Annotated in this window: 23 protein-coding genes and 1 riboswitch; of the genes, 19 read left to right on the top strand and 4 right to left on the bottom strand. The window is 34.0% G+C overall.

Features of this window, described 5'->3' with window-relative positions:
- Positions 1-67: 67 nt before the first annotated feature.
- Positions 68-256 (bottom strand): 50S ribosomal protein L28, encoded by a 189-nt coding sequence (rpmB, locus tag NSR03_RS06485; protein WP_002507894.1) that lies wholly within the window; start codon positions 254-256, stop codon positions 68-70.
- Between the two features lie 251 nt (positions 257-507).
- Between rpmB and NSR03_RS06480 the strand changes: the two genes are divergently transcribed.
- From NSR03_RS06480 to recG, 5 genes are all read left to right on the top strand, one after another.
- Entirely contained in the window at positions 508-879 is a 372-nt protein-coding gene (locus NSR03_RS06480) for an Asp23/Gls24 family envelope stress response protein (RefSeq protein WP_021338719.1), read from the top strand.
- Positions 880-893: 14 nt separating this feature from the next.
- Complete coding sequence (gene fakA, locus NSR03_RS06475; RefSeq protein ID WP_002507892.1) at positions 894-2,546, top strand: fatty acid kinase catalytic subunit FakA; 1,653 nt, start codon at positions 894-896, stop codon at positions 2,544-2,546.
- A 500-nt stretch (positions 2,547-3,046) separates the two neighbouring features.
- Entirely contained in the window at positions 3,047-3,712 is a 666-nt protein-coding gene (gene sdaAB / locus NSR03_RS06470; protein ID WP_002507891.1) for an L-serine ammonia-lyase, iron-sulfur-dependent subunit beta, read from the top strand.
- Positions 3,713-3,725: 13 nt separating this feature from the next.
- Positions 3,726-4,595, top strand: a complete 870-nt coding sequence (gene sdaAA / locus NSR03_RS06465; RefSeq protein ID WP_002507890.1) for an L-serine ammonia-lyase, iron-sulfur-dependent, subunit alpha — start codon at positions 3,726-3,728, stop codon at positions 4,593-4,595.
- Positions 4,596-4,597: 2 nt separating this feature from the next.
- A complete protein-coding gene (recG, locus tag NSR03_RS06460) occupies positions 4,598-6,643 on the top strand; it encodes an ATP-dependent DNA helicase RecG (RefSeq protein WP_021338720.1) in 2,046 nt (681 codons plus the stop codon).
- Positions 6,644-7,155: 512 nt separating this feature from the next.
- Here recG and NSR03_RS06455 read toward each other — a convergent pair.
- Positions 7,156-8,715, bottom strand: a complete 1,560-nt coding sequence (locus NSR03_RS06455) for a M4 family metallopeptidase (protein WP_064782965.1) — start codon at positions 8,713-8,715, stop codon at positions 7,156-7,158.
- A gap of 340 nt (positions 8,716-9,055) precedes the next feature.
- On the opposite strand from NSR03_RS06455, the gene fapR reads away from it, so the two are divergent.
- The 10 genes from fapR to ffh all read left to right on the top strand — a co-directional run bounded on the left by fapR (position 9,056) and on the right by ffh (position 20,354).
- Positions 9,056-9,625 (top strand): transcription factor FapR, encoded by a 570-nt coding sequence (gene fapR, locus NSR03_RS06450; protein ID WP_002507887.1) that lies wholly within the window; start codon positions 9,056-9,058, stop codon positions 9,623-9,625.
- Positions 9,618-10,604, top strand: a complete 987-nt coding sequence (gene plsX / locus NSR03_RS06445) for a phosphate acyltransferase PlsX (protein ID WP_002507886.1) — start codon at positions 9,618-9,620, stop codon at positions 10,602-10,604. The genes fapR and plsX overlap by 8 nt, the downstream gene beginning before the upstream one ends.
- The gene (fabD, locus tag NSR03_RS06440; RefSeq protein ID WP_002507885.1) at positions 10,597-11,523 is read left to right on the top strand and encodes an ACP S-malonyltransferase; all 927 of its coding nucleotides are present in this window, start codon (positions 10,597-10,599) and stop codon (positions 11,521-11,523) included. The genes plsX and fabD overlap by 8 nt, the downstream gene beginning before the upstream one ends.
- Positions 11,516-12,250, top strand: a complete 735-nt coding sequence (fabG, locus tag NSR03_RS06435; RefSeq protein ID WP_002507884.1) for a 3-oxoacyl-[acyl-carrier-protein] reductase — start codon at positions 11,516-11,518, stop codon at positions 12,248-12,250. Before fabD ends, fabG begins: the two co-directional genes overlap by 8 nt.
- A 249-nt stretch (positions 12,251-12,499) precedes the next feature.
- Positions 12,500-12,733, top strand: coding sequence for an acyl carrier protein (locus NSR03_RS06430; protein ID WP_002507883.1), 234 nt, complete (start codon positions 12,500-12,502; stop codon positions 12,731-12,733).
- A 211-nt stretch (positions 12,734-12,944) separates the two neighbouring features.
- Complete coding sequence (gene rnc / locus NSR03_RS06425; protein ID WP_069820788.1) at positions 12,945-13,679, top strand: ribonuclease III; 735 nt, start codon at positions 12,945-12,947, stop codon at positions 13,677-13,679.
- Positions 13,680-13,831: 152 nt separating this feature from the next.
- Positions 13,832-17,401, top strand: coding sequence for a chromosome segregation protein SMC (smc, locus tag NSR03_RS06420; protein ID WP_069820789.1), 3,570 nt, complete (start codon positions 13,832-13,834; stop codon positions 17,399-17,401).
- Entirely contained in the window at positions 17,398-18,642 is a 1,245-nt protein-coding gene (gene ftsY / locus NSR03_RS06415; RefSeq protein ID WP_021338725.1) for a signal recognition particle-docking protein FtsY, read from the top strand. The genes smc and ftsY overlap by 4 nt, the downstream gene beginning before the upstream one ends.
- On the top strand, positions 18,629-18,961 hold the full coding sequence (locus NSR03_RS06410; protein ID WP_069820790.1) for a putative DNA-binding protein: 333 nt from the start codon (positions 18,629-18,631) through the stop codon (positions 18,959-18,961). Before ftsY ends, NSR03_RS06410 begins: the two co-directional genes overlap by 14 nt.
- A gap of 25 nt (positions 18,962-18,986) precedes the next feature.
- On the top strand, positions 18,987-20,354 hold the full coding sequence (gene ffh, locus NSR03_RS06405; protein WP_002507878.1) for a signal recognition particle protein: 1,368 nt from the start codon (positions 18,987-18,989) through the stop codon (positions 20,352-20,354).
- Between the two features lie 529 nt (positions 20,355-20,883).
- Here ffh and NSR03_RS06400 read toward each other — a convergent pair.
- Both NSR03_RS06400 and NSR03_RS06395 read right to left on the bottom strand, forming a co-directional pair.
- Positions 20,884-22,197, bottom strand: coding sequence for an NtaA/DmoA family FMN-dependent monooxygenase (locus NSR03_RS06400; RefSeq protein WP_069820791.1), 1,314 nt, complete (start codon positions 22,195-22,197; stop codon positions 20,884-20,886).
- Between the two features lie 26 nt (positions 22,198-22,223).
- Positions 22,224-22,976: a 3-oxoacyl-ACP reductase gene (locus NSR03_RS06395; RefSeq protein ID WP_002507876.1), complete on the bottom strand. Its 753-nt coding sequence runs from the start codon at positions 22,974-22,976 to the stop codon at positions 22,224-22,226.
- Between the two features lie 130 nt (positions 22,977-23,106).
- A riboswitch (TPP riboswitch) is annotated at positions 23,107-23,205 on the bottom strand.
- Between the two features lie 258 nt (positions 23,206-23,463).
- On the opposite strand from NSR03_RS06395, the gene rpsP reads away from it, so the two are divergent.
- From rpsP to rplS, 4 genes are all read left to right on the top strand, one after another.
- The gene (gene rpsP / locus NSR03_RS06390) at positions 23,464-23,730 is read left to right on the top strand and encodes a 30S ribosomal protein S16 (protein ID WP_002507875.1); all 267 of its coding nucleotides are present in this window, start codon (positions 23,464-23,466) and stop codon (positions 23,728-23,730) included.
- 220 nt (positions 23,731-23,950) lie between these two features.
- A complete protein-coding gene (gene rimM, locus NSR03_RS06385) occupies positions 23,951-24,454 on the top strand; it encodes a ribosome maturation factor RimM (protein ID WP_021338729.1) in 504 nt (167 codons plus the stop codon).
- Complete coding sequence (gene trmD, locus NSR03_RS06380; protein ID WP_002507873.1) at positions 24,454-25,191, top strand: tRNA (guanosine(37)-N1)-methyltransferase TrmD; 738 nt, start codon at positions 24,454-24,456, stop codon at positions 25,189-25,191. Before rimM ends, trmD begins: the two co-directional genes overlap by 1 nt.
- Positions 25,192-25,292: 101 nt before the next feature.
- The gene (gene rplS, locus NSR03_RS06375; RefSeq protein ID WP_002507872.1) at positions 25,293-25,643 is read left to right on the top strand and encodes a 50S ribosomal protein L19; all 351 of its coding nucleotides are present in this window, start codon (positions 25,293-25,295) and stop codon (positions 25,641-25,643) included.
- Positions 25,644-25,867: the final 224 nt, after the last annotated feature.

Below are 25,867 nucleotides of genomic sequence, written 5' to 3'. Positions count from 1 at the left end.
TTAAATGAGCGCATAAAAAAAGACCATTCCTCCACATAAGGACTGGTCTTTTCGTGCATTATATTTATTAAACTCTAGTTACTTTACCAGATTTTAAAGCACGTGCAGAAACCCAAACTCTTTTTGGTTTTCCGTCTACAAGAATTCTAACTTTTTGAAGGTTAGCATTCCATCTTCTTTTAGAAGAATTTAAAGCGTGAGAACGATTGTTTCCAGTTGAAGCTTTACGACCTGTTACGAAACATTGTTTGCCCATGAAAGTACCTCCTTTAATAAATATAAATACACGCATCTACTACATACTTGAATAATGTACCACAAATAAAATTAGATGTAAATAAGAAGAATGAATTTTTCTATTTACATAGATTCTACTTTTGTTAAAATCAAATTATGGTATAATTATAAACTGTGGATAAATGTAAAAATTTGCTTAATTAGATAAATTATATTATTTGTTAATTTTATAGTTAATTAAACAACCATAAACTAGGAGGCCCAATTTAAATGACATTAGAAATCACAAATGATTATGGTAGTATAGACATTTCAAACGAAGTAATAGCTTCAGTTGTGGGTAGCAAAGCAGTAGAATGTTATGGGATTGTAGGAATGGCTTCTAGACAACAAGTAAGAGATGGAATTGCTGAAATATTAGGGCATGAAAATTATTCTAAAGGTATTGTTGTAAGAGAAGGCAATGGCGTTATAGATGTTGATATGTATATCATTGTAAGTTATGGTACTAAGATATCTGAAGTAGCAAGCAATTTACAGTCAACAATAAAATATACATTAGAGCAAACATTAAAAGTAAAAGTAAATTCAATAAATATATTTGTACAAGGTGTTCGAGTTAATAATGGCACTAAGAACTAGGAGGACAATACGGAATGGTTAGCAAAATTAATGGTAAATTATTTGCCGAAATGATTATACAAGGGGCACAAAATTTATCAAATCATGCAGACTTGGTTGATTCATTAAATGTGTATCCAGTACCAGATGGAGATACAGGGACAAACATGAATTTAACGATGACATCTGGAAGAGAATCAGTAGAAGAAAACTTGTCGCAGCATATCGGTGAACTAGGAAAAACATATTCAAAAGGTTTGTTAATGGGCGCTAGAGGGAACTCTGGGGTCATCTTATCACAACTATTTAGAGGATTCAGTAAAAATTTAGAAGCGTATGATGAAATCAATGCACAACAATTAGCAGAAAGTTTCAAAGCTGGCGTAGAAACTGCATATAAAGCAATTATGAAGCCTGTGGAAGGTACGATATTAACCGTAGCTAGAGATGCTGCAGATGCTGCTATGCGCAAAGTAGAAGAAACTGAAGATTGTATCGAATTGATGACATATATTTTAGAAGAAGCAGAAATCTCACTCGAAAATACACCTAATTTATTGCCTGTATTAAAAGAAGTGGGCGTAGTAGATAGCGGTGGTAAAGGTTTAGTTGTCGTTTATGCTGGCTTCCTTAAAGCGTTAAAAGGTGAAACGGTAAGTGCTGAAACAGCCAAATTAGATAAAGATTCTTTAGTTAATGAAGAACATGATTTTCATGGTGTAATTAATACTGAAGATATCGTTTACGGTTATTGTACAGAAATGATGGTTCGTTTCGGTAAAAATAAAAAAGTATTTGACGAACAAACGTTTAGAGAAGATATGAGTACATATGGTGACTCATTATTAGTCATAAACGATGACGAAATCGTTAAAGTGCATGTACATAGTGAAAAACCAGGTGATGTGTTTAATTATGGTCAACAGTATGGAGAACTTATTAAATTAAAAGTAGAAAACATGCGTGAACAACACCGAGAAGTTGTAAAAAAAGAACAAGTAAGTCAAAGTGATGCTCAAACACCTGAAACAGTTGAAACAGCAGTTATTGCTATTTCAATGGGAGATGGTATATCTGAATTGTTCAAATCAATGGGTGCAACACATATGATTAGCGGTGGTCAAACAATGAATCCATCAACTGAAGATATTGTTAAAGTAATTGAGCAGTCACAATGTAAACGCGCAATTATTTTACCAAATAATAAAAATATTATGATGGCTAGCGAACAGGCTGCAGATATCGTAGGTGCTGAAGCTGTAGTTATCCCAACTAAATCAATACCACAAGGCATTGCTGCACTCTTTAATTATGATGAATCAGATGCTCTTGAAGTTAACAAAACACGTATGGTTGAATCACTTGAAGCAGTGACGTCAGGTTCAGTGACATATGCTGTAAGAGATACAAAAATTGATGGCGTTGAAATTAAAAAAGACGCATTTATGGGCTTAGTTGAAGATAAAATCGTTACGAGTAACGAAAATGAATTTGAAACTGTTAAAGGTTTATTGTCTGAAATGATTCAAGATGATAGTGAAATCATTACGATGATTGTCGGTGAAGATGCAAATGCATCATTGACTTCGGATATTGAAACTTGGCTTGAAACATCTTATCCAGAAATTGAATTAGATCAACATGATGGCCAACAACCTGTATATCAGTATCTTTTCTCTGTAGAATAAATATATTTATTGAACACTTGTATATAAGGATAGCTTCCATTTTAGGAAGCTATTTTAAGTTGTCGACAAGGTCTAAAAGCTTTGTTGGCAATTTTTTTATGTACGCTTTACGTTGGTATAACTACAGCTTCATTCTAAATTTCATCCTCGCTTATCTAGGGCATGACCTCAGTTTATAGTCATTGACTCATACTGGATAATTCGCATTATGACAGGCGTCTTAGATGAAAAATTCAGAAACTAAAAAATATAGAGTTAGTCTACTAAGGATAAAATTTTTGATAGCAATTATTTTATCGTATGAAAAAATTTGTATAATTAAATTAAATGGAAACATTTTTATTTATTTAAACCTTCTACAACAATATTCTTGTTTTAAATAAGGATAATGCAACCAGTATTGGTTTATAATGTCTAGCTTAATTGTTATAATGAGTTGCATGCATATAAATGTAAGCGCATTACATTAGAAACATTAAAAATAAGAGTGGGGTATAATTATGAAATATAAAACAGTTTTCGATATTATAGGACCTACAATGGTGGGGCCGTCTTCATCTCATACTGCTGGTGCAGTAAGAATTGGATTAGTAGCAAAAGATTTGTTTAATCAATTGCCAAAACAAGCTGATATCTATCTTTACGGTTCGTTTATGGAAACATACAAAGGACATGGTACAGATGTAGCACTTGTTGGTGGTTTACTAGGTTATGATACAGATGATGACCGTATACAAACAAGCTTAGAAACGGCTGAGCAAATGGGAATGAAAGTGAATTTTATAGAAATGGCTGAAGAAAGATCACATCCTAACACTGCTATTATTAATATGAGAGATGCTGATAAAGAAATTTCTGTTGAAGGTGTTTCTATAGGTGGCGGCAAAATAGAGGTAGTTGCGATTAATGGATTTAATATTGCGATTAGCGGTAATTATCCAGCACTGCTTGTTTTTCATAAAGATACTTTCGGCACAATTGGTCGTGTAGCAAATATTTTAGGTGATTCTAGTATTAATGTTGGTAGTATGCAAGTTTCTAGAAAAGAAAAGGGCGACCAAGCATTAATGACTTGTGAGTTAGATGAATCTGTGACAGATGAGATTATAGATAAAATTAAAAACGTCGAAGGTGTAGTGACAGTTTCACTCATGGGCGACGCCTAATGGAGGGTAACGCATGTTTAAAAGTGTGAAAGAATTAGTAGAAAAATGCGAAACAGAAAATAAAAAAATTCATGAAATCATGCTCGAGCAAGAAATGGAAGTTACTGGCTTATCTGAAGCTGATATTTATGCCGGTATGGATAAAAACTTACAAACGATGGAAAATGCACTTGATGAAGGTTTAGAAGGGGTAACTTCAACTACCGGATTAACTGGTGGAGATGCTGTGTTAATCAAAAATTATTTGAAGACAGGTAAATCATTATCTGGCCCAACTTTATTGGATGCAGTGAGTAAAGCAGTTGCGACAAACGAAGTCAACGCAGCAATGGGTAAAATTTGTGCAACTCCTACTGCCGGATCTGCAGGTGTAGTACCAGGCGTATTATTTGGACTCAAACCACGCCTTGAACCTACTAGAAAAGATATGCTGAACTTTTTACTTACCTCAGGAGCATTTGGTTTTGTAGTTGCCAACAATGCATCAATTTCAGGTGCGGCAGGCGGTTGTCAGGCAGAAGTTGGTTCTGCTGCAGCGATGGCAGCTGGTGCAACCGTGGAACTTGCTGGCGGAACACCACAACAATCGGCTGAAGCTTTTGCAATTTGTTTGAAGAATATGCTAGGTTTAGTATGTGACCCAGTAGCTGGCTTAGTCGAAGTGCCTTGCGTGAAGAGAAATGCTGCAGGCGCATCAAACGCAATTGTCTCTGCTGATATGGCTTTAGCAGGTGTAACTTCAAGAATCCCTACAGATGAAGTGATTGAAGCAATGTACAAGATCGGCCAAACAATGCCATCAGCATTGCGTGAAACTGGTCGTGGAGGTTTAGCTGGTACACCAACAGGTCAGCGTCTAAAACAAGAAATATTTGGTGATTAAAAATGTCAAAAGTCAATTTAATAGATAGTCCTTTTCCTTTATCACAGATAAAAGGACTGGGGCCAAAAAGGTTGTCCGTATTAAATGAATTAAATATCCATACTGTTGAGGATTTAATTTTATATTTACCAACCCGTTACGAAGATAATACAGTAATTGACTTGAATACGGCCGAAGATCAAGCGACAGTGACAGTGGTAGGAGAAGTATATTCGACACCTACTGTCGCTTTTTTTGGTCGTAATAAATCTAAGTTAACCGTACATATCATGGTCAATAATATTGCTGTAAAATGCACTTTTTTCAACCAACCTTATTTAAAAAAGAAAATTGAATTGCATGGTACGGTTACGGTAAAAGGTAAATGGAATAGAAGTAAGCAAGAGATAAATGGCAGTAGGATGTTCTTCAATCAACAAGAGTCTCAAAACTCACAATTTGAACCTGTTTATCGTGTTAAAGAAGGCATTAAACAAAAACCATTGAGAGATATGATTCGACAATCATTGGGAGAAGTCACAATACATGAATGGCTCTCTGATGAATTGAGACAAAAATATAAATTAGAGTCATTAGAGAATACGATTAAGGCGTTGCATTTTGCGACAGATAAGTCATCTTTGTTAAAAGCACGTAGAACGTATGCTTTTACAGAATTATTTATGTTTGAATTACGAATGCAATGGTTAAACCGCTTAGAAAAAACATCAGATGAAGCGATTGAAGTAGATTATAATATCAATTTAGTGAAATATTTCATTGATAGTCTTCCTTTTGAACTCACTGATGCGCAAAAACATAGTGTAAATGAAATATTCAGAGACTTGAAAGCACCAATAAGAATGCATCGTCTCTTACAAGGTGACGTAGGTTCAGGTAAAACTGTCGTAGCAGCAATCTGTATGTATGCACTGAAAACTGCGGGATTTCAATCAGCATTGATGGTGCCTACTGAAATATTAGCGGAACAGCATGCAGAAAGTTTAGTTGAAATTTTCGGTGACAGGATGAATGTGGCGTTACTTACAGGTTCAGTGAAAGGTAAAAAGAGAAAGCTGTTGTTAGAACAACTACAAAATAATGAAATTGATTGTATTATCGGCACACACGCCTTAATACAAGATGATGTAGTATTTAATAATGTTGGTTTAGTGATTACAGATGAGCAACATCGTTTTGGTGTGAATCAACGTCAATTGTTGAGAGAAAAAGGTGCGATGACTAACGTCCTCTTCATGACTGCTACACCCATTCCACGAACATTAGCTATATCCGTTTTTGGAGAAATGGATGTGTCATCCATTAAACAATTACCAAAAGGCAGAAAGCCGATTATTACTTCATGGTCCAAACATGAAGCCTATGAAAGTGTACTCAATCAAATGACTTCGGAATTAAAAAAAGGTAGGCAGGCATATGTAATTTGTCCTCTAATTGAAAGTTCTGAGCATTTAGAAGACGTACAGAACGTTGTTGAGTTATATGAATCGCTACAGATATATTATGGTTCTGAAAAAGTAGGACTACTACATGGTAAGTTGCATTCAGAAGAAAAAGATAGAGTAATGCAGCAATTTAGTAATCACGAAATAGACGTTTTAGTATCAACTACCGTTGTAGAAGTAGGGGTTAACGTACCTAATGCAACGTTCATGATGATTTATGATGCTGATCGTTTCGGTTTATCTACATTACATCAATTAAGAGGGCGTGTAGGTAGAAGTGAAGAGCAAAGTTATTGTGTACTCATTGCTTCACCGAAAACAGAAACGGGTATTGAACGAATGAATATTATGACGCAAACGACAGATGGTTTTGAATTAAGTGAACGTGATTTAGAAATGAGGGGTCCAGGTGATTTCTTTGGTGTGAAACAAAGTGGTTTGCCTGACTTCTTAGTCGCAAATGTTGTTGAAGATTATAAAATGTTAGAAGTAGCAAGAGATGAAGCGGCTGAATTAATTCAGTCTGGTGTCTTTTTCGAATCACAATATCAAATGTTGAGAACATTTGTAGAAGAAAACTTATTATATATGAGTTTTGATTAATAAAGAAGGCACAAAATAACAAAACAAGTGCTATTATGAACTAATCCCAAATTGTGGGAATAAAATAAAAACACTTTCGTTGAATTCATACTAAAATGAATTTATACGAAAGTGTTTTATTTTGGCTATAGACTTTTAACGGTTGGTGAGTAAAGTAAATAATCTCTCAGCATTTATTGTTATATTGGCGGTAGATGACTGAACTGAAAATGCCTTTATACTAAGTTTTTAAAGCACTACTACTTCATTTATGAAGATAAGTAGTGCTTATGCAATAGCTTCAGCTCTTGTATTCCATTTTCTAGGGGGCTTTGCTGGGCTGGTTCATACGATGAGACCTTGTTAGAAAAATTAGATTTCTGTCCGAGTCCGATACCCTAGGAAGGCACGCGCTTTTAAATAGAAAAGCACTAATCTATTATAAATTAATAGATTAGTGCTATAAATTTGAGAATGGGATATTTATGTCCCAGCTCCCGCTGAAACGAGAATGTATAATGTTTGCTAGTGTTTTAATTAACACCTACGCCAGTCCAAGCTTTTTCAATTGCTTTAGATGTTTCGCTATTCGTACCATAAAGGTGGTTAGAAGCTTCTTTTAATGATGCTTTTGCATCAGAAAATTGGGCGTTTGGTGTTAAGTACTGTGTGAGTGCTAAATAATAAATTTGTTCAGCTTTTTCTTGGCCAATTGCATTAATTGTTAGGTATGCAGCTTTGTTAGGAATGCCACTATTGGTATGAACCCCACCACTATCTTGGCTACCTTGTAAATATTGATCCATATGGGCAGGTTGGTTATACTGTTCTGGATTTTTTAAACTTCTTAATGCATCGCCATCTTTATTTGGTGTATATACATCTTCACCTAGTAACCAATCGTCTGAATCAACAAAATAACCAAAAACGTCAGAGAAAGATTCGTTTAATGCACCCGACTGATGACTATACTCTAAACCAGCAGTTCGTTCTGTTACTGCATGCGTGAGCTCATGGGCGACGATATCATTCGCACCTGACAATGCTTTAAACGTCTGGCCGTCTCCGTCACCATAAATCATATACTGACCGGTCCAAGCAGCGTTATTAAAGCTTTTGTCATAATGGACTACCGAATCAATGTCACCGCCGTTATTATCATAACTGTTTCTATCATGTTTATTGAGGAAATAGTTATAGACTTCTTTTGCGTAGTAATGAGCGTCTACACCAGCGCGCTGATCTTCTTTATTGAAATTATTGCTGTCATTTGTAATAGGTGAATAGGCATTTGTGGTCTCATTTGCAGTTTTAGTTTCTATAACTGCATCTTGAGAAGTATCGAGTAATGAATATGAACCATTTGCTTTTGTAACGCTTAAAGGTTGTTTTTCATCTCCATTAACGCCTGTTCCTTTACCTTCAGTTGTTGCATTTTTGATAACGTTTTGTTTTGTTAATATTTCACCAGTAGTAGCGTCAACTTGAATTTTCCAATGTGCTGCTTTAGGGGAAATGTAATTAAGTTCGATATCATAAACAAGTCTTTGTTTATCACTATTTATATCAAGGTTATTTTTACTGACTACAGGATAGCTTTTTATATTTTTTACATCAGACTTTGCTTTACCTATAGCTTCAAAAGCTTTATTTTCAGCGTTAGCAGAAGATAATTTAGCTTCATTCTCTACCTTTATGTATGGTTTATCTACATTACCATTTATTAATGTTACATTACCTTTATTATTGACATGTACTTTAATTGTTGTGCCTTCTGATGTAACGTCGTTTACCTTTGGTTTCAATGCGTAATGTGTGACACCAGTTTTATCTTGTTGCTTATCTATTACGTTGTATTGTTTGAAAGCTTCTTTATTTATAGTTTCTTGCTTGGTCTTGGATGATTGATTAACAAGAGATTGTGCATTATTTTGTAAAAATTGTTCTACATCTGCATTATTATTAATCGTAGGGGTATTTGATGATTCTAAACTTTCAGGTTTAATACTATTACTTTCTTGTGCATGAGCATAGCTTGTAGTAAAGGCTAATAATGAACATGACAGTAATGTAGTTGATAATACTTTTTTCATTAGATCCTCCTAAATAAATTATCCAATTAATGGAATAATTTTTGAAAAATAAATATAATACACCTTTAAAACAATTCAAATTATACATTTCAATTTTATTTAATTCAATATCTTAATAAATATTTATATAGAATGATTAGTGTTTGTATTTATTTTGATAATTAACCCCCTTGGAAATCGATTTAAACGTTATAATATTTCTTATATTGGTTATCTGACATGAAAAACATCTAAGGAAGTATGTTTTTTGTTGAGCTAATGAAATAGAAAGTGTTATGATGTGTTAGGAATGTTTAAGACTTGGTACTAAAAATTAGGTGATTTAGGTGGTTAGAACAAAATGAAGTTAAAAAAACAAGAACGACGCGAAGCAATTAAAAAAGAGATTGAAAAAAACCCCTTTATTACAGATTTGGATTTGAGTACACTTTTTTCAGTGAGTATTCAAACTATTAGGTTAGATCGTACATACTTAGATATTCCAGAACTAAGAAAACGAATTAAATCCGTAGCAAGAAAAAATTATGAAAGTATTCGATCCATTGATGGTAGTGAAATCATAGGCGATGTAATAAATGTTCAGCCTGATCAACTCGCAACTTCAATTATAGATATTGATGAAGATTCTGTATTTACTAGAAATAAAATTGCCAGAGGACATGTACTTTTTGCACAAGCGAATTCACTGTGTGTAGCGCTTATACATAAACCTGTTGTGTTAACTCAGGAAAGTAATGTAGCATTTTTAAAAACAGTGAAATTAAATGATACAGTACGTGCTGACGCACAAACGATTGAAATTACAAGTAAATATTATATGATAAAAGTAAATTCGTATGTCAAAGATACTTTGGTATTTAGAGGTACATTCAAAATGTATTATACAAGTGAGGATGAACAAGATGGTTAAAATAGCGATTGATATGATGGGTGGAGACGATGCACCTGAAATCGTTTTAGAAGCTGTTGAAAAAGCTGTGAATGATTTTAAAGATTTAGAAATAATTTTATTTGGTGATCAAACTAAATGCACACTCAAACATGGTCGTGTAGAAGTACGTCATTGTACAGAAGAAATTACGATGGACGATGAACCAGTTAGAGCGATTAAACGTAAAAAAGATAGCTCAATGGCACGTATGGCTGAAGCAGTTAAAGCTGGTGAAGCAGATGGTTGTGTATCTGCAGGAAATACAGGTGCATTGATGTCTGCTGGTTTGTTTATAGTAGGACGTATTAAGGGTGTTGAGCGTCCCGCATTAGTCCTCACTTTGCCAACAATTTCTGGAAAAGGATTTGTGTTTATGGATGTAGGTGCTAATGCAGACGCCAAGCCGGAACACTTATTACAATACGCCCAATTAGGCAATATTTATGCCCAAAAAATCAGGGGCGTTGAACAGCCTTCAGTAGGTTTGTTGAATATTGGTACAGAGGCAGCTAAAGGTAACACGTTAACTAAAAAAGCATTTAGTTTGATGGACGAACAAAATGTCTTCAATTTCACAGGAAATGTAGAAGCAAAAGGCTTAATGGACGACGCAGCTGATGTTGTAGTTACAGACGGATATACTGGTAATATGATTCTTAAAAATTTAGAAGGTGTTGCAAAAGCGATGGGTAAAATGCTTAAAACAACGCTTCTAAGTAGTTTCAAGAATAAAATTGCCGCATTTGTATTACGTAAAGACTTAAATGGTTTAATGTCAAAAATGGATTATGCAGAATATGGTGGCTCGGTATTATTAGGATTGAATGGCATTGTAGTAAAAGCACATGGTAGTTCTAGTGCGAAAGCTTTTTATTCAGCAATCCGTCAAGCTAAAATAGCGGGAGAACAAAATATTGTGGAAACTATGAGAGAAACGGTGGGTAAAGTAAATGAGTAAAACTGCGATTATCTTCCCAGGCCAAGGATCACAAAAAGTCGGGATGGCAAATGATTTATTTAATCAAAATGATGCTGCAACAACGATTCTTAATCAAGCACAAGCACAAATGGATTTTGATATTTTAGAAACAATGTTTTCAGATGAAGAAAATAAATTAGGTCAAACAGAAAATACACAACCGGCGTTGCTCACACATAGCTCAGCTTTATTACAAGCACTTAATAATCTAAATGCTGATTATACAATGGGCCATAGTTTAGGTGAATATGTGAGTCTAGTAGCGAGTGGTGTATTGAAATTTGATGATGCAGTTCAAATTGTTCGTAAGCGTGGACAACTGATGGCCGTCGCTTTTCCTGATGGTGTTGGAAGTATGGCAGCAGTATTAGGTTTGGATTTTGATGATGTTAATGCAATATGTCAAAAACTTTCAACAGATGAAGAAATTATTGAACCAGCAAATATAAATTCTCCTGGACAAATCGTTGTCTCTGGACACAAAACATTAATAGATAAATTAGTGGCAGAAGGCAAATCATTAGGTGCGAAACGTGTCCTACCACTTGCTGTATCTGGCCCATTTCATTCATCTATGATGCAGGTGATCAAAGACGATTTTGCTGAGTATGTTGAACAATTTGACTGGAATGATGCACAATTCCCTGTAGTTCAAAATGTGCATGCAAAAGGTGAAACAGATGCCAATGTAATTAAGGATAATATGATTAAACAATTATATTCACCAGTACAATTCATTGATTCAACACAATGGTTAATTGATCAAGGTGTAGATCACTTTATTGAAATTGGTCCTGGTAAAGTACTTTCAGGTTTAATTAAAAAGATAAATAGAGATGTGAAAATAACTTCGATTCAAACATTAGAAGATATGAAAGCGTGGAATGAAAATGACTAAAAGTGCATTAGTAACTGGTGCTTCGAGAGGTATAGGACGTAGTATAGCGATACAATTGGCAGAAGAAGGATACAATGTTGCTGTGAATTTTTCGGGAAACAAAGAAAAAGCGGATGCTGTTGTTGAAGAGATTAAAGCGATAGGCGTTGAAAGTTTTGCTATTCAAGCAAATGTTGCAAATGGTGATGAAGTAAAAGCAATGATTAAAGCGGTTGTTAGCGAATTTGGTTCTGTTGATGTCCTTGTTAATAACGCAGGTATTACGCGTGATAATTTGCTTATGCGTATGAAAGAGCAAGAATGGGATGACGTAATTGATACAAACTTAAAAGGCGTTTTCAACTGTATTCAAAAAGTGACACCACAAATGCTAAGACAAAAGAGTGGTGCAATTATTAATTTATCAAGTGTTGTTGGAGCTATGGGTAACCCAGGGCAAGCAAACTATGTTGCGACTAAAGCTGGTGTAATTGGTTTAACGAAATCATCAGCACGTGAACTGGCTTCAAGAAACATCACAGTAAATGCTGTTGCACCAGGTTTTATTGTTTCTGATATGACTGATGCTTTAAGTGATGAGCTTAAAGCAAAAATGTTAGAACAAATCCCATTAGCTAAATTCGGGAAAGACCAAGATATTTCTCATACTGTAGCATTTTTAGCTTCAGACAAAGCGAAGTATATTACGGGTCAAACAATACATGTCAATGGTGGTATGTATATGTAATTAAGTGCTACACAACATGACAAATCTTGTTTTATAAAACTTCTGAACTCATATAAGAGATTATGATATGGTATAAAGTATAGATTTAAAATGATTGTGTCACAACTTCATTACTACACTTTATTGTATAAGATCCATTTATATAATGTTTATACAGTACAATCAATTGAAATACTACTTGTATTTCAATTGATAAAGTGGGAAAATATATAAGTCTATAATAAGATTTTTTAAAGGAGGTGAATCGACGTGGAAAACTTCGACAAAGTAAAAGATATCATCGTTGACCGTTTAGGTGTTGACGCTGAAAAAGTAACTAAAGAGGCATCTTTCAAAGATGATTTAGGCGCTGACTCACTTGATATTGCTGAATTAGTTATGGAATTAGAAGACGAATTTGGTACTGAAATTCCTGATGAAGAAGCTGAAAAAATCAACACTGTTGGTGACGCAGTAAACTTTATTAATAGTATCGAAAAATAATAAAAAAAATATCTGAGTCGTTGAGATGACGGCTCAGATTTTTTATTGATTTTAAACAGAATTTATATTGTAAGATAATAGTGCTATAACGATTATCACTAGATATATAGATGGTAAATACAGTAGACAGTTTTTTCTTTAGTTTTATTGTATTTTCACGTAAAATATAAAGGTATTAGTACTTTATCATTAAATCTGAGGAGGGAATAGATTGTCCAATTATAAAAAAATAGAAATGGTTAAAGCATTTGAAAAAAAATTTGCGCAGAAGATGCAAGAATTAGACTTGAATTTTAAACAAATAGAATTATATCAGCAAGCATTTTCGCATTCGAGTTTTATAAATGATTTTAATATGAATCGTTTAGAGCATAATGAACGATTAGAATTTTTAGGAGATGCGGTATTAGAATTGACGGTTTCACGTTATTTATTTGATAAATATCCAGAATTGCCAGAGGGTAATTTAACAAAAATGCGTGCAACAATTGTTTGTGAGCCTTCACTTGTAATATTTGCGAAAAAAATTCAAATCAATGAACTTATCTTGTTAGGTAAAGGCGAAGAGAAAACAGGTGGCAGAACTCGTCCTTCACTCGTATCAGATGCATTTGAAGCATTTGTAGGTGCGTTATATTTAGACCAAGGCTTAGAATCTGTGTGGAAATTTGCAGAACAAATTATTTTTCCGTATGTCGAAGATGAAGAACTTGATGGTGTTGTAGACTTTAAAACCCAATTTCAAGAATTTGTCCATAAACAAAATAAAGGTGATGTCACTTATCGTTTAATCAATGAAGAAGGACCAGCGCATCATCGTCTATTTACTTCTGAAGTGATATTAGAAAATGCTGCAGTAGCAGAGGGTAAAGGGAAGACTAAAAAAGAATCCGAACAAAAAGCAGCAGAAAGTGCATATAAATCAATGAAAAACATAGCTAAATAACTTTGTTATAAAACAATATGATAAAAAAATCATATATTGTTAAGACCTTCGCAATAGCAATGTAGTTAATAAAGAAATATATTAGCCTTCAGGTTAATGCATGAGTATTTCTAAACTGTGAAGCAGCAAGGAACACTTTAAAGGAGAATAGCATGGTATATTTGAAATCAATAGATGCCTTTGGGTTTAAATCGTTTGCGGAGCACACAAATGTACAATTTGATGAAGGTGTAACAGCAATTGTAGGCCCTAACGGCAGTGGGAAAAGTAACATAACAGATGCAATAAAATGGGTGTTAGGTGAACAATCAGCTAAATCACTACGTGGCGCTAAAATGGAAGATATTATTTTTTCAGGCGCAGAACATCGAAAAGCTCAAAATTATGCAGAAGTTAAATTGAAATTAGATAATAGCTCAGGCAAGTTACAATTAGACGCGACAGAAATCGTCGTAACACGTCGATTATACAGAAGTGGTGAAAGTGAGTATTATCTTAATAATGACCGTGCAAGATTAAAAGATATTATTGATTTGTTTTTAGACTCAGGTTTAGGAAAAGAAGCGTTTAGTATTATTTCGCAAGGTCGTGTAGATGAAATACTAAATGCTAAACCAGTGGATAGAAGACAAATACTAGAAGAATCTGCAGGAGTTTTAAAATATAAAAAACGCAAAGCTGCTTCTGTACAAAAGCTCGATCAAACAGAAGATAACCTTTCAAGAATACAAGATATTCTATATGATTTAGAGGGGCGAGTTGAACCATTAAGAGAAGAAGCAGCAATTGCTAAAGAATATAAACATCTTTCCAAAGAAATGGAAAGAAGTGATGTACTTGTAACGGTTTATGATATTGAACAATATAGTAAGAATATTCATGAACTTGATGATAATTTAAATAATTTAAAGAGTCATCAAGCTACAAAAGATGCAGAGAAAGTACAATATACACAAGCATTAAACAAATATAAATCTGAAAGACAACAACTAGATGAACATATTGAATCATTAAATTTTCAACTTGTTAAAGCGACAGAAGAAGTTGAAAAGTATGCAGGACAACTTAACGTGTTAGAAGAACGTAAGAAAAATCAATCACAAACAAACGCTCGTTTTGAAGAAGAACAAGAAAGTCTTAAAATACAAACAGAAACCTTAAAACAAGAAAAGATAGATGCACAAAATCAAATAGATAAATTAAAAAAACAACAAAAAGAGTTGAATGAAAAAATTCAATACTTTGAATCACAACTCTATGTCAGTGATGAACAACATGACGAAAAATTAGAAACAATCAAAGATGAATATTATCAACTCATGTCTGAACAATCTGATGTAAATAATGACATTCGCTTTTTAGAACATACCATCCAAGAAAATGAAACGAAACAATCACGTTTAGATAGTAGATTACTTGAAGCCTTTGAACAACTGAAGAAAATTCAAGGCGACATCAATGAAGCTGAAAAACAAACCGCGACGGCTCAAAAAGAATTGAAAAAATCTGAGCAACAGCTCAATAATTATGAAAAGAAATTAACACAACTTAAACAACAACAATCTGAGTACGAAGAAAAATTGCATCAAGCGTATAGATTTAACGATAAATTAAAATCCCGTATCGATAGTTTGGCCACGCAACAGGAAGAATATAGCTATTTCTTTAATGGTGTAAAACATATACTTAAGGCTAAAGACAATAAACTTTCAGGGATACGTGGAGCAGTTGCTGAAGTAATTCAAGTGCCATCCGATTTAACTAAAGCAATCGAAACTGCACTTGGTGCATCACTACAGCATGTGATTGTAGATTCAGAAAAAGATGGTAGACAGGCAATTCAATATCTAAAACAAAACGGTTTCGGTAGAGCGACGTTTTTACCACTCAATGTAATTCAACCTCGCCAAATTGGTAATGAAATTATGAAAACTGCACAAAATAGTGAGGGTTTTATTAATATTGCTGCACAAGCAATTGAAGTAGATTCAGATTATCAAAATGTAGTTCAAAATTTACTTGGTAATACAATAATTGTAGATGAATTGAAAAATGCCAACGACTTAGCACGTAAAATCCGTTATCGTACGCGTATTGTGACTTTAGAAGGCGATATCGTGAACCCTGGTGGTTCAATGACGGGTGGCGGAGATCGTAAATCTAAAAGTATTTTAGCTCAAAAAGATGAACTGACAACGATGCGTGCCCAACTCGAAGATTATCAACAGCAAACATTAGCATTTGAAAAACAATTTCAAAATATTAAAAATGAGTCAGATCAACTGAGCGAAAAATATTTTGATACAAGTCAACATTATAATGCTATTAAACAAAGTGCTCATAATTATGAATTAGAACTAGACAGATTACGTAAAAGTGAAGCGCATTTAAAAGACGAGCATGAAGAATTTGAATTTGAAAAAAATGATGGCTACCAAAGTGAAACAAGTAAACAAACACTTGATGATAAAAAGCAAAGATTATCTAAAATCAAAACACAGCTACAAAAATTAGAAGATGATATCAATCTTTATACAAAACTTTCTAAAGAAGGTAAAGAAAGCACAACACAAATCCAGCAACAATTACATCAAAAGCAATCCGATTTGGCAGTTGTAAAAGAACGATTAAATACTCAAAAACAAACTGAGTCAAAAATAGCAAAACAACTCAATGATGTTATTGTGCAACATCAAAAATTAGAAGAACAAATTAAACTCTTTAATTCAGATGAAATGACAGGCGAAAAAGCATTTGAAACGATTCAATATAATATGGAACAAAGTAAAGCCGAGAAAGCAAAATTATCTCAAAACATAGAAGACGTTAAATCGCGTAGACTCGAATTGAATGATACAATTGAAGTGACGGATCAAAAACTTCAAGAAGCAAATCAAGATATTCTTTCTATAGAAAATCGTTATCAAGATATTAAATCCGAGCAGTCACGTTTAGATGTATTAATTAATTATGCGATTGATCATTTGAGCGAAGATTATCACATAACATATGAACGTGCGAGTGAATTATATGATTTAGATGAAGATATAGACGTTTTACGCAAAAAAGTAAAATTAACTAAAATGTCTATTGAAGAGTTAGGACCAGTTAATTTAAATGCGATTGAACAATTTGAAGAAATTAATACGCGTTTTACATTTTTAGATGAACAACGTGCTGACTTGAGAGCAGCGAAAACAACTTTAGAACAACTTATCGAAGAAATGGATCAAGAAGTGAAAGATCGTTTTAAAGAAACATTTCATGCCGTTCAAGGATATTTTTCAGATGTGTTTAAATCATTGTTTGGTGGGGGTCAAGCAGAACTACGCTTAACAGATGATGACTATCTATCTGCAGGTGTAGATATCATTGTGCAACCACCTGGTAAGAAGTTACAACATTTGTCACTGCTTAGTGGTGGAGAACGTGCCTTGAGTGCTATAGCATTATTATTTGCGATTTTAAAAGTTCGCTCAGCGCCATTTGTTATCTTAGATGAAGTTGAAGCGGCACTTGATGAAGCAAACGTGATACGTTATGCACAATACTTAAAAAATCTATCAGACCAAACTCAATTTATTGTGATTACACACCGTAAAGGTACAATGGAATTCTCAGATCGCTTATATGGTGTAACAATGCAAGAATCTGGAGTTTCCAAACTAGTAAGTGTTAATTTAAATACGATTGATGAAGTGATTAAGGAGGAACAAACATGAGCTTTTTCAAACGATTAAAAGATAAATTTTCAGCACCTTCAGAAGAACAAAAGCAACAACTTGAAGAATTAGAACAACAAGACGCAGAACAACAATCAGAACAACAAGGTGAAGCATCACAAGATAGAGAAACCGAAATTCAAGATAAACCAGCGAAAAAAGTTAAAAAATTAAAAGAAGCTGACTTTGATGATGATGGATTAATCTCTATTGAAGATTTTGAAGAAATTGAAGCGCAACAGCTCGGTGCCAAATTTAGAGCTGGTTTAGAAAAATCGCGTGAGAATTTCCAAGCACAACTTAATAATTTACTCGCACGTTATCGTAAAGTTGATGAAGAGTTCTTCGAAGCATTAGAAGAAATGTTAATTACTGCAGATGTTGGATTTAATACTGTGATGCAACTTGTAGAAGAATTACGTGAAGAAGCGCAACGTCGCAATATTACTGAAACAGAGGATTTACGTGAAGTTATTGTTGAGAAAATTGTAGAAATCTATCACCAAGATGATGATAACTCAGAAGTGATGAATATAGAAAATGAAGGATTAAATGTAATCCTTATGGTCGGAGTGAATGGTGTTGGTAAGACAACAACAATTGGTAAATTAGCGCATCGTTACCAAGCTGAAGGCAAAAAAGTAATGCTTGCTGCTGGAGATACATTCAGAGCTGGTGCAATTGAACAACTTAAAGTATGGGGCGAACGCGTTGGTGTTGAAGTGTTGAGCCAAAGAGAAGGTTCAGACCCAGCTGCAGTAATGTATGATGCAATTAACGCAGCTAAAAGTAAAGACGTAGATATTTTAATATGTGATACTGCTGGCCGTTTACAAAACAAATCCAATTTAATGAATGAATTAGAGAAAGTTAAACGAGTTATTGGACGTGCTGTACCAGAGGCACCTCATGAAGTTTTACTTTGTCTTGATGCAACGACAGGTCAAAATGCATTGTCACAAGCAAAATCATTTAAAGAGGTTACAAATGTTACAGGTATTGTATTAACAAAATTAGATGGTACTGCTAAAGGTGGTATCGTATTAGCGATTCGTAATGAACTTCATATCCCAGTTAAATACGTAGGTTTAGGTGAAAAATTAGATGATCTCCAACCATTCAATCCTGAGAGCTATGTGTATGGATTATTCGCTGATATGATTGAACAAAATGTCGAAGAAGCACCTGAGTCAAATCAGAGTGAAGCAGAAATTGAAGGTAATTCAGATGAGTCAAAATGATTTAATTAAAACGATACGTATGAATTATCTGTTTGACTTTTACCAATCATTACTAACGAATAAGCAAAGAAACTATTTAGAATTATTTTATTTACAAGATTATTCTTTAAGTGAGATTGCTGATACGTTTGATGTGAGTCGCCAAGCAGTGTATGATAATATAAGAAGAACTGGCGATTTAGTGGAAGATTATGAAGAAAAATTAGGATTATACCAGAATTTTGAACAAAGACAAAAATTATATGAACATATAAAACAGCATATAAATGATCCAGAAAAAATAAAACAATACATTCAAGCACTTGAAGATTTAGAATAAAAGTATATAAAGGAGGGTATTTGATATGGCATTTGAAGGATTATCCGATCGTCTGCAAGGAACGATGCAAAAAATCCGAGGCAAAGGTAAAGTTACTGAAGCAGATATTAAATTGATGATGCGTGAAGTAAGATTAGCATTATTAGAAGCCGATGTTAACTTTAAAGTGGTAAAGGAATTTGTCAAAACTGTATCAGATAGAGCTTTAGGTTCAGATGTTATGAAGTCATTAACACCTGGACAACAAGTCATCAAAATTGTGCAAGAAGAACTTACCCAACTTATGGGAGGGGAAAATGCTACGATTAAAATGGCTAACAAGCCGCCAACTGTAGTGATGATGGTTGGTTTACAAGGTGCTGGTAAGACTACCACTGCTGGTAAATTAGCATTATTAATGCGTAAAAAATATAATAAAAAGCCATTATTGGTAGCGGCAGATATTTATCGTCCTGCGGCAATTGATCAATTGCAAACAGTAGGTAAACAAATCGACATTCCAGTTTATAGTGAAGGCGATCAAGTTAAGCCACAACAAATCGTTGAAAATGCAATCGCACATGCAAAAGAAGCGCATTTAGATTTTGTTATTATTGATACTGCTGGTCGTCTACACGTTGATGAAGCATTAATGCAAGAATTAAGCGATGTAAAAGAAATTACGAAACCAGATGAAATTATGTTAGTTGTTGATGCGATGACAGGTCAAGATGCTGTGAATGTTGCAGAATCTTTTGATTCTCAATTAGAATTATCTGGCGTAACATTAACAAAATTAGATGGTGATACACGTGGTGGTGCTGCACTTTCAATCAGATCAGTTACTCAAAAACCGATTAAATTTGTAGGTATGAGTGAGAAACTAGATGGCTTAGAAGCATTCCATCCTGAACGTATGGCATCTCGTATATTAGGTATGGGAGATGTATTGAGTTTAATTGAAAAAGCACAAACAGATGTGGATGAAGATAAAGCAAAAGACTTAGAAAAGAAAATGCGTACATCTTCGTTTACATTGGAAGATTTCTTAGAACAATTAGACCAAGTTAAAAGTTTAGGACCTCTTGATGACATTATGAAAATGATTCCTGGCATGAACAAAATGAAAGGCATTGAAAATATGAATATGGACGATAAGCAAATTGATCATATTAAAGCCATCATTCAATCCATGACGCCTAATGAGCGTAACAAACCTGAAACTTTAAATGTTTCTCGTAAAAAACGTATTGCTAAAGGTTCAGGACGTTCAGTGCAAGAAATCAATAGATTGATGAAACAATTCACTGATATGAAAAAAATGATGAAACAATTTTCCGGTGGCGGTAAAGGCAAAAAAGGCAAACGCAAACAAATGGAAAATATGATGAATGGCATGAACTTACCATTCTAAAATCATAAATTTTGTATAACTATAAATAATAAAAACCAAAACAACGATGCTTAGACAAATCGTTGCATAGTGTCGACAAAGTCTATGACTTTGTTGGCATTTTTTTGTGCTTTTTTTCCTTAGTTAATAGTATCAGCCTGTATTCTTCGGCTAGTGCTTTTTCCACAGGAGTCCGCCCAACCCACTGCCACATTTCAAATAAAATGAATTTAATAAATCATTTATCGTTATTTATTGATGCAACTTATATAAAGGTAAATAAAAAACAAATGTATAATAGAATTAGTGAAAATTGTGGTCTCAAACAATTGAAAGAAGATTTGAAGATACTAAAGATATGATATGAGAAAGTGTAGAGGAATAAAAAATCTATAAATACGACGCTGATTTGTCTTGCCATAAATCCTAAAAATTAAGACTTATTAAAAAACCAAATGATGTAAGGTCATTTGGTTTGTCTTCGTTCTGTAATGATTCTTAGACAAATTACCGTTCTGGTTTCTCGTCAATTATATTATTTGAAGAATGATTAAATTTTTTCTAATCCCAAATGATCACGGAAAGTATGACCATCATAAGTTGTTCTGTATAAATTTCTTTTTTGTAATTCTGGTACAATCAATGCTACGAAATCCTCTAAACTATTTGGAAAGACAGGCGGCATCAAATTAAAACCATCGGCTACACCACTTAGTAACCAGTACTCCATTTGATCTACGATATCTTCAGGAGTACCAATCAAGGTGAAATGCCCGCCACCAGCATTTAAGTAACCGAGTAGTTCTCTTACAGTTGGATGAGTATCACGAATGATTTCCAATATTGTTTCATAACGGCCAACTGGTCCTGTAAAATCTTCTACAGGAGGTAGGGGTGGCACGGGTTCATCTAACTCCCAGTTTTGACAATCTTGTTGAATAAAGAAACTTAATTGTTTTAATGCGGTTTCCATCGGTAAGGCTTTGTCTAACTTTTCTTTCTTAGCATAGGCTTTTTCATAAGTTTCAGCGACATATGTAACTAGACCGGGAAAAATTTTGATATATCTACTATTGTTTTTTGATAATTGTAATTGTTGATCGAGCTTTTCTCGAAAAGCTTGTGCTTGTTTAAAGTTCCAGGATACTGAATACACTGCATCTGCATATTGAGTTGCTAAAGCAATACCTTGTGAAGATGCACCAGCTTGCATAGCTACTGGACGACCTTGTGGACTACTTGGCGTTGTTGATGGTCCTTTAACTTTGAAATGTTTACCATGATGATTAATAGCATTAATGTCATCATCATTAATAATTTTTTTATTCTTTCGATCATGTAAAAAATGTTTTTTATCCCAAGATGTGAATAACCGATTCATCACTTTTGCAAATTCAGCAGCAATTTCATAGCGTTCATTATGATCAGGGAGCATTTCCATACTGTGATTTAAAGCTTCTAAATCTGTCATAGAGGTGACAAGATTCCAACCTATACGTCCATTTGAAAGATGATCTAGACTGAGCAACTGTCTAGATGCAGTAAAAGGATTTGAGAATGTACTTGAAATTGTTGCGACAAGTCCAATATGTGTTGTCACATGAGCAATAGCCGATAAACTGACGATAGGATCGAACCAAAATGCCGGCATATCAGTAGAAGATTTCGCAGAAAAAGATTGATTGTCCGCGAAAAATACTGCGTCGAATAGTCCCTTTTCAGCAAGTTGAGCTAATTCCTGATAATAAGTAATTTCACCGATACGTGACACACTAGAGTTCGGCATTAACCACGCAGCTTGGTGATGACCACAAGCATATAATAAAACGCCAATATTAAGTTGTTTTTGATTTTTATCAGACATAGAAAGCACCTCCTAATTTTAATTTGTTAATTCATTGTTAAGCCACCATCAACTGTGAAATTTTGTCCTGTTATACCATTAGCTTGTTCAGAAGCTAAGTATGCAACCATGTTTGCAATGTCTTGTGGCGAAGTCACACGTTTAAGCGGTGTTGTTTGTGCAATCATGTCAAATACTTCACTCGTGGTTGTAGCACTTGCGTCAGTTGTTTTTAACAGGCCTCCTGACACGACATTAGCTCTAATACCAAATTTACCAAGCTCGGCAGCAATATTACGAGTAAAGCCAATTAATCCTGCTTTTGCAGTTGTATATTCATGATAAGGTACAACGGGATTTTGATATAAATTTGTCCCGATAGAAATAATAATGCCTTGCTGTCTTTCCAAAAATTGAGGCATGACACTTTGTGTTACATTGAAGGCAGCTTTTAAAGTGCCATCTATCTGTTGTTGATAATCATCCCATGCTAAATCTGTAAATGATTTTTGCTGTGTAGGATCAAACTTAAAACCTACTAATGCATTGTTAATCACGACATCAATTTTCCCGAAATATTGGGTAGCTTGTTCAATTAAGTGGTCAATATCATTTCTATTTGTGACATCAGCTTGAATGGCAATTGCATGGTCAGAGCCGATGTCAGAAACAAGATCTTCTGCTAACGATTTATTTTTGTAATAATTGATTATAATATTGTACCCTTGTTGCGATAATGTTTTTGCAATCGTTGCACCTAAGCCTCTACTACTACCAGTTACTAAAATAGTTTTATTCATAACTTTCACTCCTAAAATTTTAAAAAGTAAAATTAAAAAAATACACAACCCTCACTATAGAAAGTTGTGTATTAGAAATGATAGAATAGTAATATTGCAAAAAGGCAAGATTGCCCCTTGAATATAGGATATAAAATCTTTCACACTTTCCTCCGCTAGTTTCAGCTAGATCAGGTTCAAAGGGTTTGAGTTGTACTCATCTCAGTTAAAAACACCCCTAGTGCATGTGCTTATTTAATTTAATCTCAATGTATAGCTTTTAAATATAGATGTCAAGAGACTTAATATAAGACAAGGCATATCATAGTGGTGTAAAGTGCGTGAAAAGAGGAAATTGACAAAAGTACGTTATTTAAAAGGTAATTGATGAGAAAAAATGATTTTTTAAAATTGGTAAAGGATAACCTCTTTACAAATATTAGAAGAACTGGTATCATTATTTCTTGTAGAAAATAAATACTTATGAAATTAAAAGGAGAGAATATAAATGGCAGTTAAAATTCGTTTAACACGTTTAGGCTCAAAAAGAAATCCATTCTATCGTATCGTAGTTGCAGATGCTCGTGCACCACGTGACGGTCGTATTATCGAACAAATCGGTACTTACAACCCTAACAATGTAAATGCAGCAGAAGTTAAAATCGACGAAGAATCAGCACTTAAATGGTTAAAAGACGGTGCTAAACCGACTGATACAGTTCACAATATCTTATCAAGAGAAGGTATTTTGAAAAAATTCGACGACCAAAAATAAGTTTTAAACTTATTAAACAAATATAGTGTTTGTAAGAGTACCGTTTAGGTGCTCTTTTTTTAATGGAAAATATTATAATTAGTGCTTTAACATAGTTGAGAATAAGAAAATTTTCTATTGAGGAATGTATTACTATGTTAGATTTATACATGTTATAATAATTAAATAATACATAAAAATTACACAACACTTATAAGATACATTTATCGGAGGCACATATATGAAAGTTGAAGTTGGAAAAATTGTTAATACACATGGCATTAAAGGTGAAGTGAAAATAAAGTCTAATTCTGATTTTACAGATAAACGTTTTCAACCAGGAGAAATAGTTGAAATAGCACGTAAAGATAAAGCGCCACTTGAATTTAAAATTGCTTCATATCGTATGCATAAAGGACTGCATATGCTTACGTTTGAAGGTATCAATAACATTAATGATATCGAGTACCTAAAAGGTGAAACACTTTTACAAGAACGTGATCATGAAGAAATAGAACTTGGAGAACATGAATTTTATTATTCAGATATCATTGGCTGTACCGTTTTTAATGAAGATACTCCAATTGGTCGTGTGATTGAGATATTTGAAACAGGTGCAAACGATGTGTGGGTAGTCAAAGGCGACAAAGAATACCTCATTCCTTATATCGCGGATGTGGTCAAAGAGATTGATGTAGAAGGTAGACGTATTCAAATCACGCCTATGGAAGGATTATTAGATTAATGAGAATCGACTATTTAACATTATTTCCTGGCATGTTTGAAGGTGTTTTAAACCAATCTATTTTAAAACGAGCCCAAGAAAAAGATTTGCTACAAGTAAATACAGTGGATTTTAGACACTTTGCTGAAAACAAACATAATCAAGTGGATGACTACCCATTTGGAGGCGGTCAGGGGATGGTGTTAAAGCCGGAACCGATATTCAATGCAATGGATAGTATTGAGCGAACAGAAGACACAAGGGTCATTTTAATGTGCCCTCAAGGTCGTCCCTTTACTCAAGCAATTGCTAATGAACTCAGTCAGGCAGAGCACTTAGTATTTATTTGCGGGCATTATGAAGGCTACGATGAAAGAATCCGTGAACATTTAGTCACTGATGAAATTTCAATGGGGGACTATGTATTGACTGGTGGTGAACTACCGGCGATGGTAATGACAGATGCGGTAGTTAGACTTTTACCTGGTGTTTTAGGTAATCAACAATCTCACATGGATGATTCCTTTCAAGATGGTTTATTAGAGTTTCCACAATATACACGACCACGTATATACAAAGATTTGAATGTACCAGACGTTTTATTATCAGGTAACCATGCCCACATTGATAACTGGCGTTATGAACAGAAAATTTTAAGAACATGGGAAAAACGTCCGGATTTATTAGAACAGTATCCGTTGACTAAAAAAGACCAAGAAATTATAGAAAGATATAAAAAGCAATTGAAAAAAGATTAGTAGTATGCTAATATATTTTAAGTGTGCGACACACGAAAATCACTATGGTCCGCTGCTATATTTTGTCTAGGCAAGAACATAGGTTGAAGGAGAGAAAAATAATGAGTAATCACAAATTAATCGAAGCAGTAACTCAATCGCAATTACGCACAGATATACCTTCATTCCGTCCAGGTGACACTTTAAAAGTTCACGTACGTATTGTTGAAGGTACTCGCGAACGTATCCAATTATTCGAAGGTGTAGTTATTAAACGCCGTGGTGGAGGAGTTTCAGAATCTTTCACTGTACGTAAAATATCTTCAGGTGTTGGTGTGGAACGTACATTCCCATTACACACTCCAAAAATCGAAAAAATTGAAGTTAAACGCCGTGGTAAAGTACGTCGTGCTAAATTATACTACCTACGTGAATTACGTGGTAAAGCTGCTAGAATTAAAGAAATTCGTTAATCAGCAAATTAGACATAAAAAAGCGATTCCCCAATGGGAGTCGCTTTTTTTGATGCAAATATATAATATAAGCTACATTAGGTTGTCTTGCGAGAAAAATAAATTTAGTCGAAGTTTCTAGCAAACCTAAGTAGCTCATAAAAGAGGTTGAGATAAAATACATGTTCTCAGCCTCAATTATTATATTGGCAGTGGCTGACTGAACTGAAAATGCGTTTATATCA

The sequence above is a fragment of the Staphylococcus sp. FSL W8-1207 genome, from assembly GCF_038003745.1.
Taxonomy (GTDB): Bacteria; Bacillota; Bacilli; order Staphylococcales; family Staphylococcaceae; genus Staphylococcus; species Staphylococcus equorum.
This window is presented reverse-complemented; position numbering and strand designations above follow the sequence as displayed.

What these genes read in the sequence shown, in the direction of transcription:
- rpmB (WP_002507894.1), bottom strand. Translation starts at nt 256, where the DNA reads ATGGGCAAACAATGTTTCGTAACAGGTCGTAAAGCTTCAACTGGAAAC.
- NSR03_RS06480 (WP_021338719.1), top strand. Translation starts at nt 508, where the DNA reads ATGACATTAGAAATCACAAATGATTATGGTAGTATAGACATTTCAAAC.
- fakA (WP_002507892.1), top strand. Translation starts at nt 894, where the DNA reads ATGGTTAGCAAAATTAATGGTAAATTATTTGCCGAAATGATTATACAA.
- sdaAB (WP_002507891.1), top strand. Translation starts at nt 3,047, where the DNA reads ATGAAATATAAAACAGTTTTCGATATTATAGGACCTACAATGGTGGGG.
- sdaAA (WP_002507890.1), top strand. Translation starts at nt 3,726, where the DNA reads ATGTTTAAAAGTGTGAAAGAATTAGTAGAAAAATGCGAAACAGAAAAT.
- recG (WP_021338720.1), top strand. Translation starts at nt 4,598, where the DNA reads ATGTCAAAAGTCAATTTAATAGATAGTCCTTTTCCTTTATCACAGATA.
- NSR03_RS06455 (WP_064782965.1), bottom strand. Translation starts at nt 8,715, where the DNA reads ATGAAAAAAGTATTATCAACTACATTACTGTCATGTTCATTATTAGCC.
- fapR (WP_002507887.1), top strand. Translation starts at nt 9,056, where the DNA reads ATGAAGTTAAAAAAACAAGAACGACGCGAAGCAATTAAAAAAGAGATT.
- plsX (WP_002507886.1), top strand. Translation starts at nt 9,618, where the DNA reads ATGGTTAAAATAGCGATTGATATGATGGGTGGAGACGATGCACCTGAA.
- fabD (WP_002507885.1), top strand. Translation starts at nt 10,597, where the DNA reads ATGAGTAAAACTGCGATTATCTTCCCAGGCCAAGGATCACAAAAAGTC.
- fabG (WP_002507884.1), top strand. Translation starts at nt 11,516, where the DNA reads ATGACTAAAAGTGCATTAGTAACTGGTGCTTCGAGAGGTATAGGACGT.
- smc (WP_069820789.1), top strand. Translation starts at nt 13,832, where the DNA reads ATGGTATATTTGAAATCAATAGATGCCTTTGGGTTTAAATCGTTTGCG.
- ftsY (WP_021338725.1), top strand. Translation starts at nt 17,398, where the DNA reads ATGAGCTTTTTCAAACGATTAAAAGATAAATTTTCAGCACCTTCAGAA.
- NSR03_RS06410 (WP_069820790.1), top strand. Translation starts at nt 18,629, where the DNA reads ATGAGTCAAAATGATTTAATTAAAACGATACGTATGAATTATCTGTTT.
- ffh (WP_002507878.1), top strand. Translation starts at nt 18,987, where the DNA reads ATGGCATTTGAAGGATTATCCGATCGTCTGCAAGGAACGATGCAAAAA.
- NSR03_RS06400 (WP_069820791.1), bottom strand. Translation starts at nt 22,197, where the DNA reads ATGTCTGATAAAAATCAAAAACAACTTAATATTGGCGTTTTATTATAT.
- NSR03_RS06395 (WP_002507876.1), bottom strand. Translation starts at nt 22,976, where the DNA reads ATGAATAAAACTATTTTAGTAACTGGTAGTAGTAGAGGCTTAGGTGCA.
- rpsP (WP_002507875.1), top strand. Translation starts at nt 23,464, where the DNA reads ATGGCAGTTAAAATTCGTTTAACACGTTTAGGCTCAAAAAGAAATCCA.
- rimM (WP_021338729.1), top strand. Translation starts at nt 23,951, where the DNA reads ATGAAAGTTGAAGTTGGAAAAATTGTTAATACACATGGCATTAAAGGT.
- trmD (WP_002507873.1), top strand. Translation starts at nt 24,454, where the DNA reads ATGAGAATCGACTATTTAACATTATTTCCTGGCATGTTTGAAGGTGTT.
- rplS (WP_002507872.1), top strand. Translation starts at nt 25,293, where the DNA reads ATGAGTAATCACAAATTAATCGAAGCAGTAACTCAATCGCAATTACGC.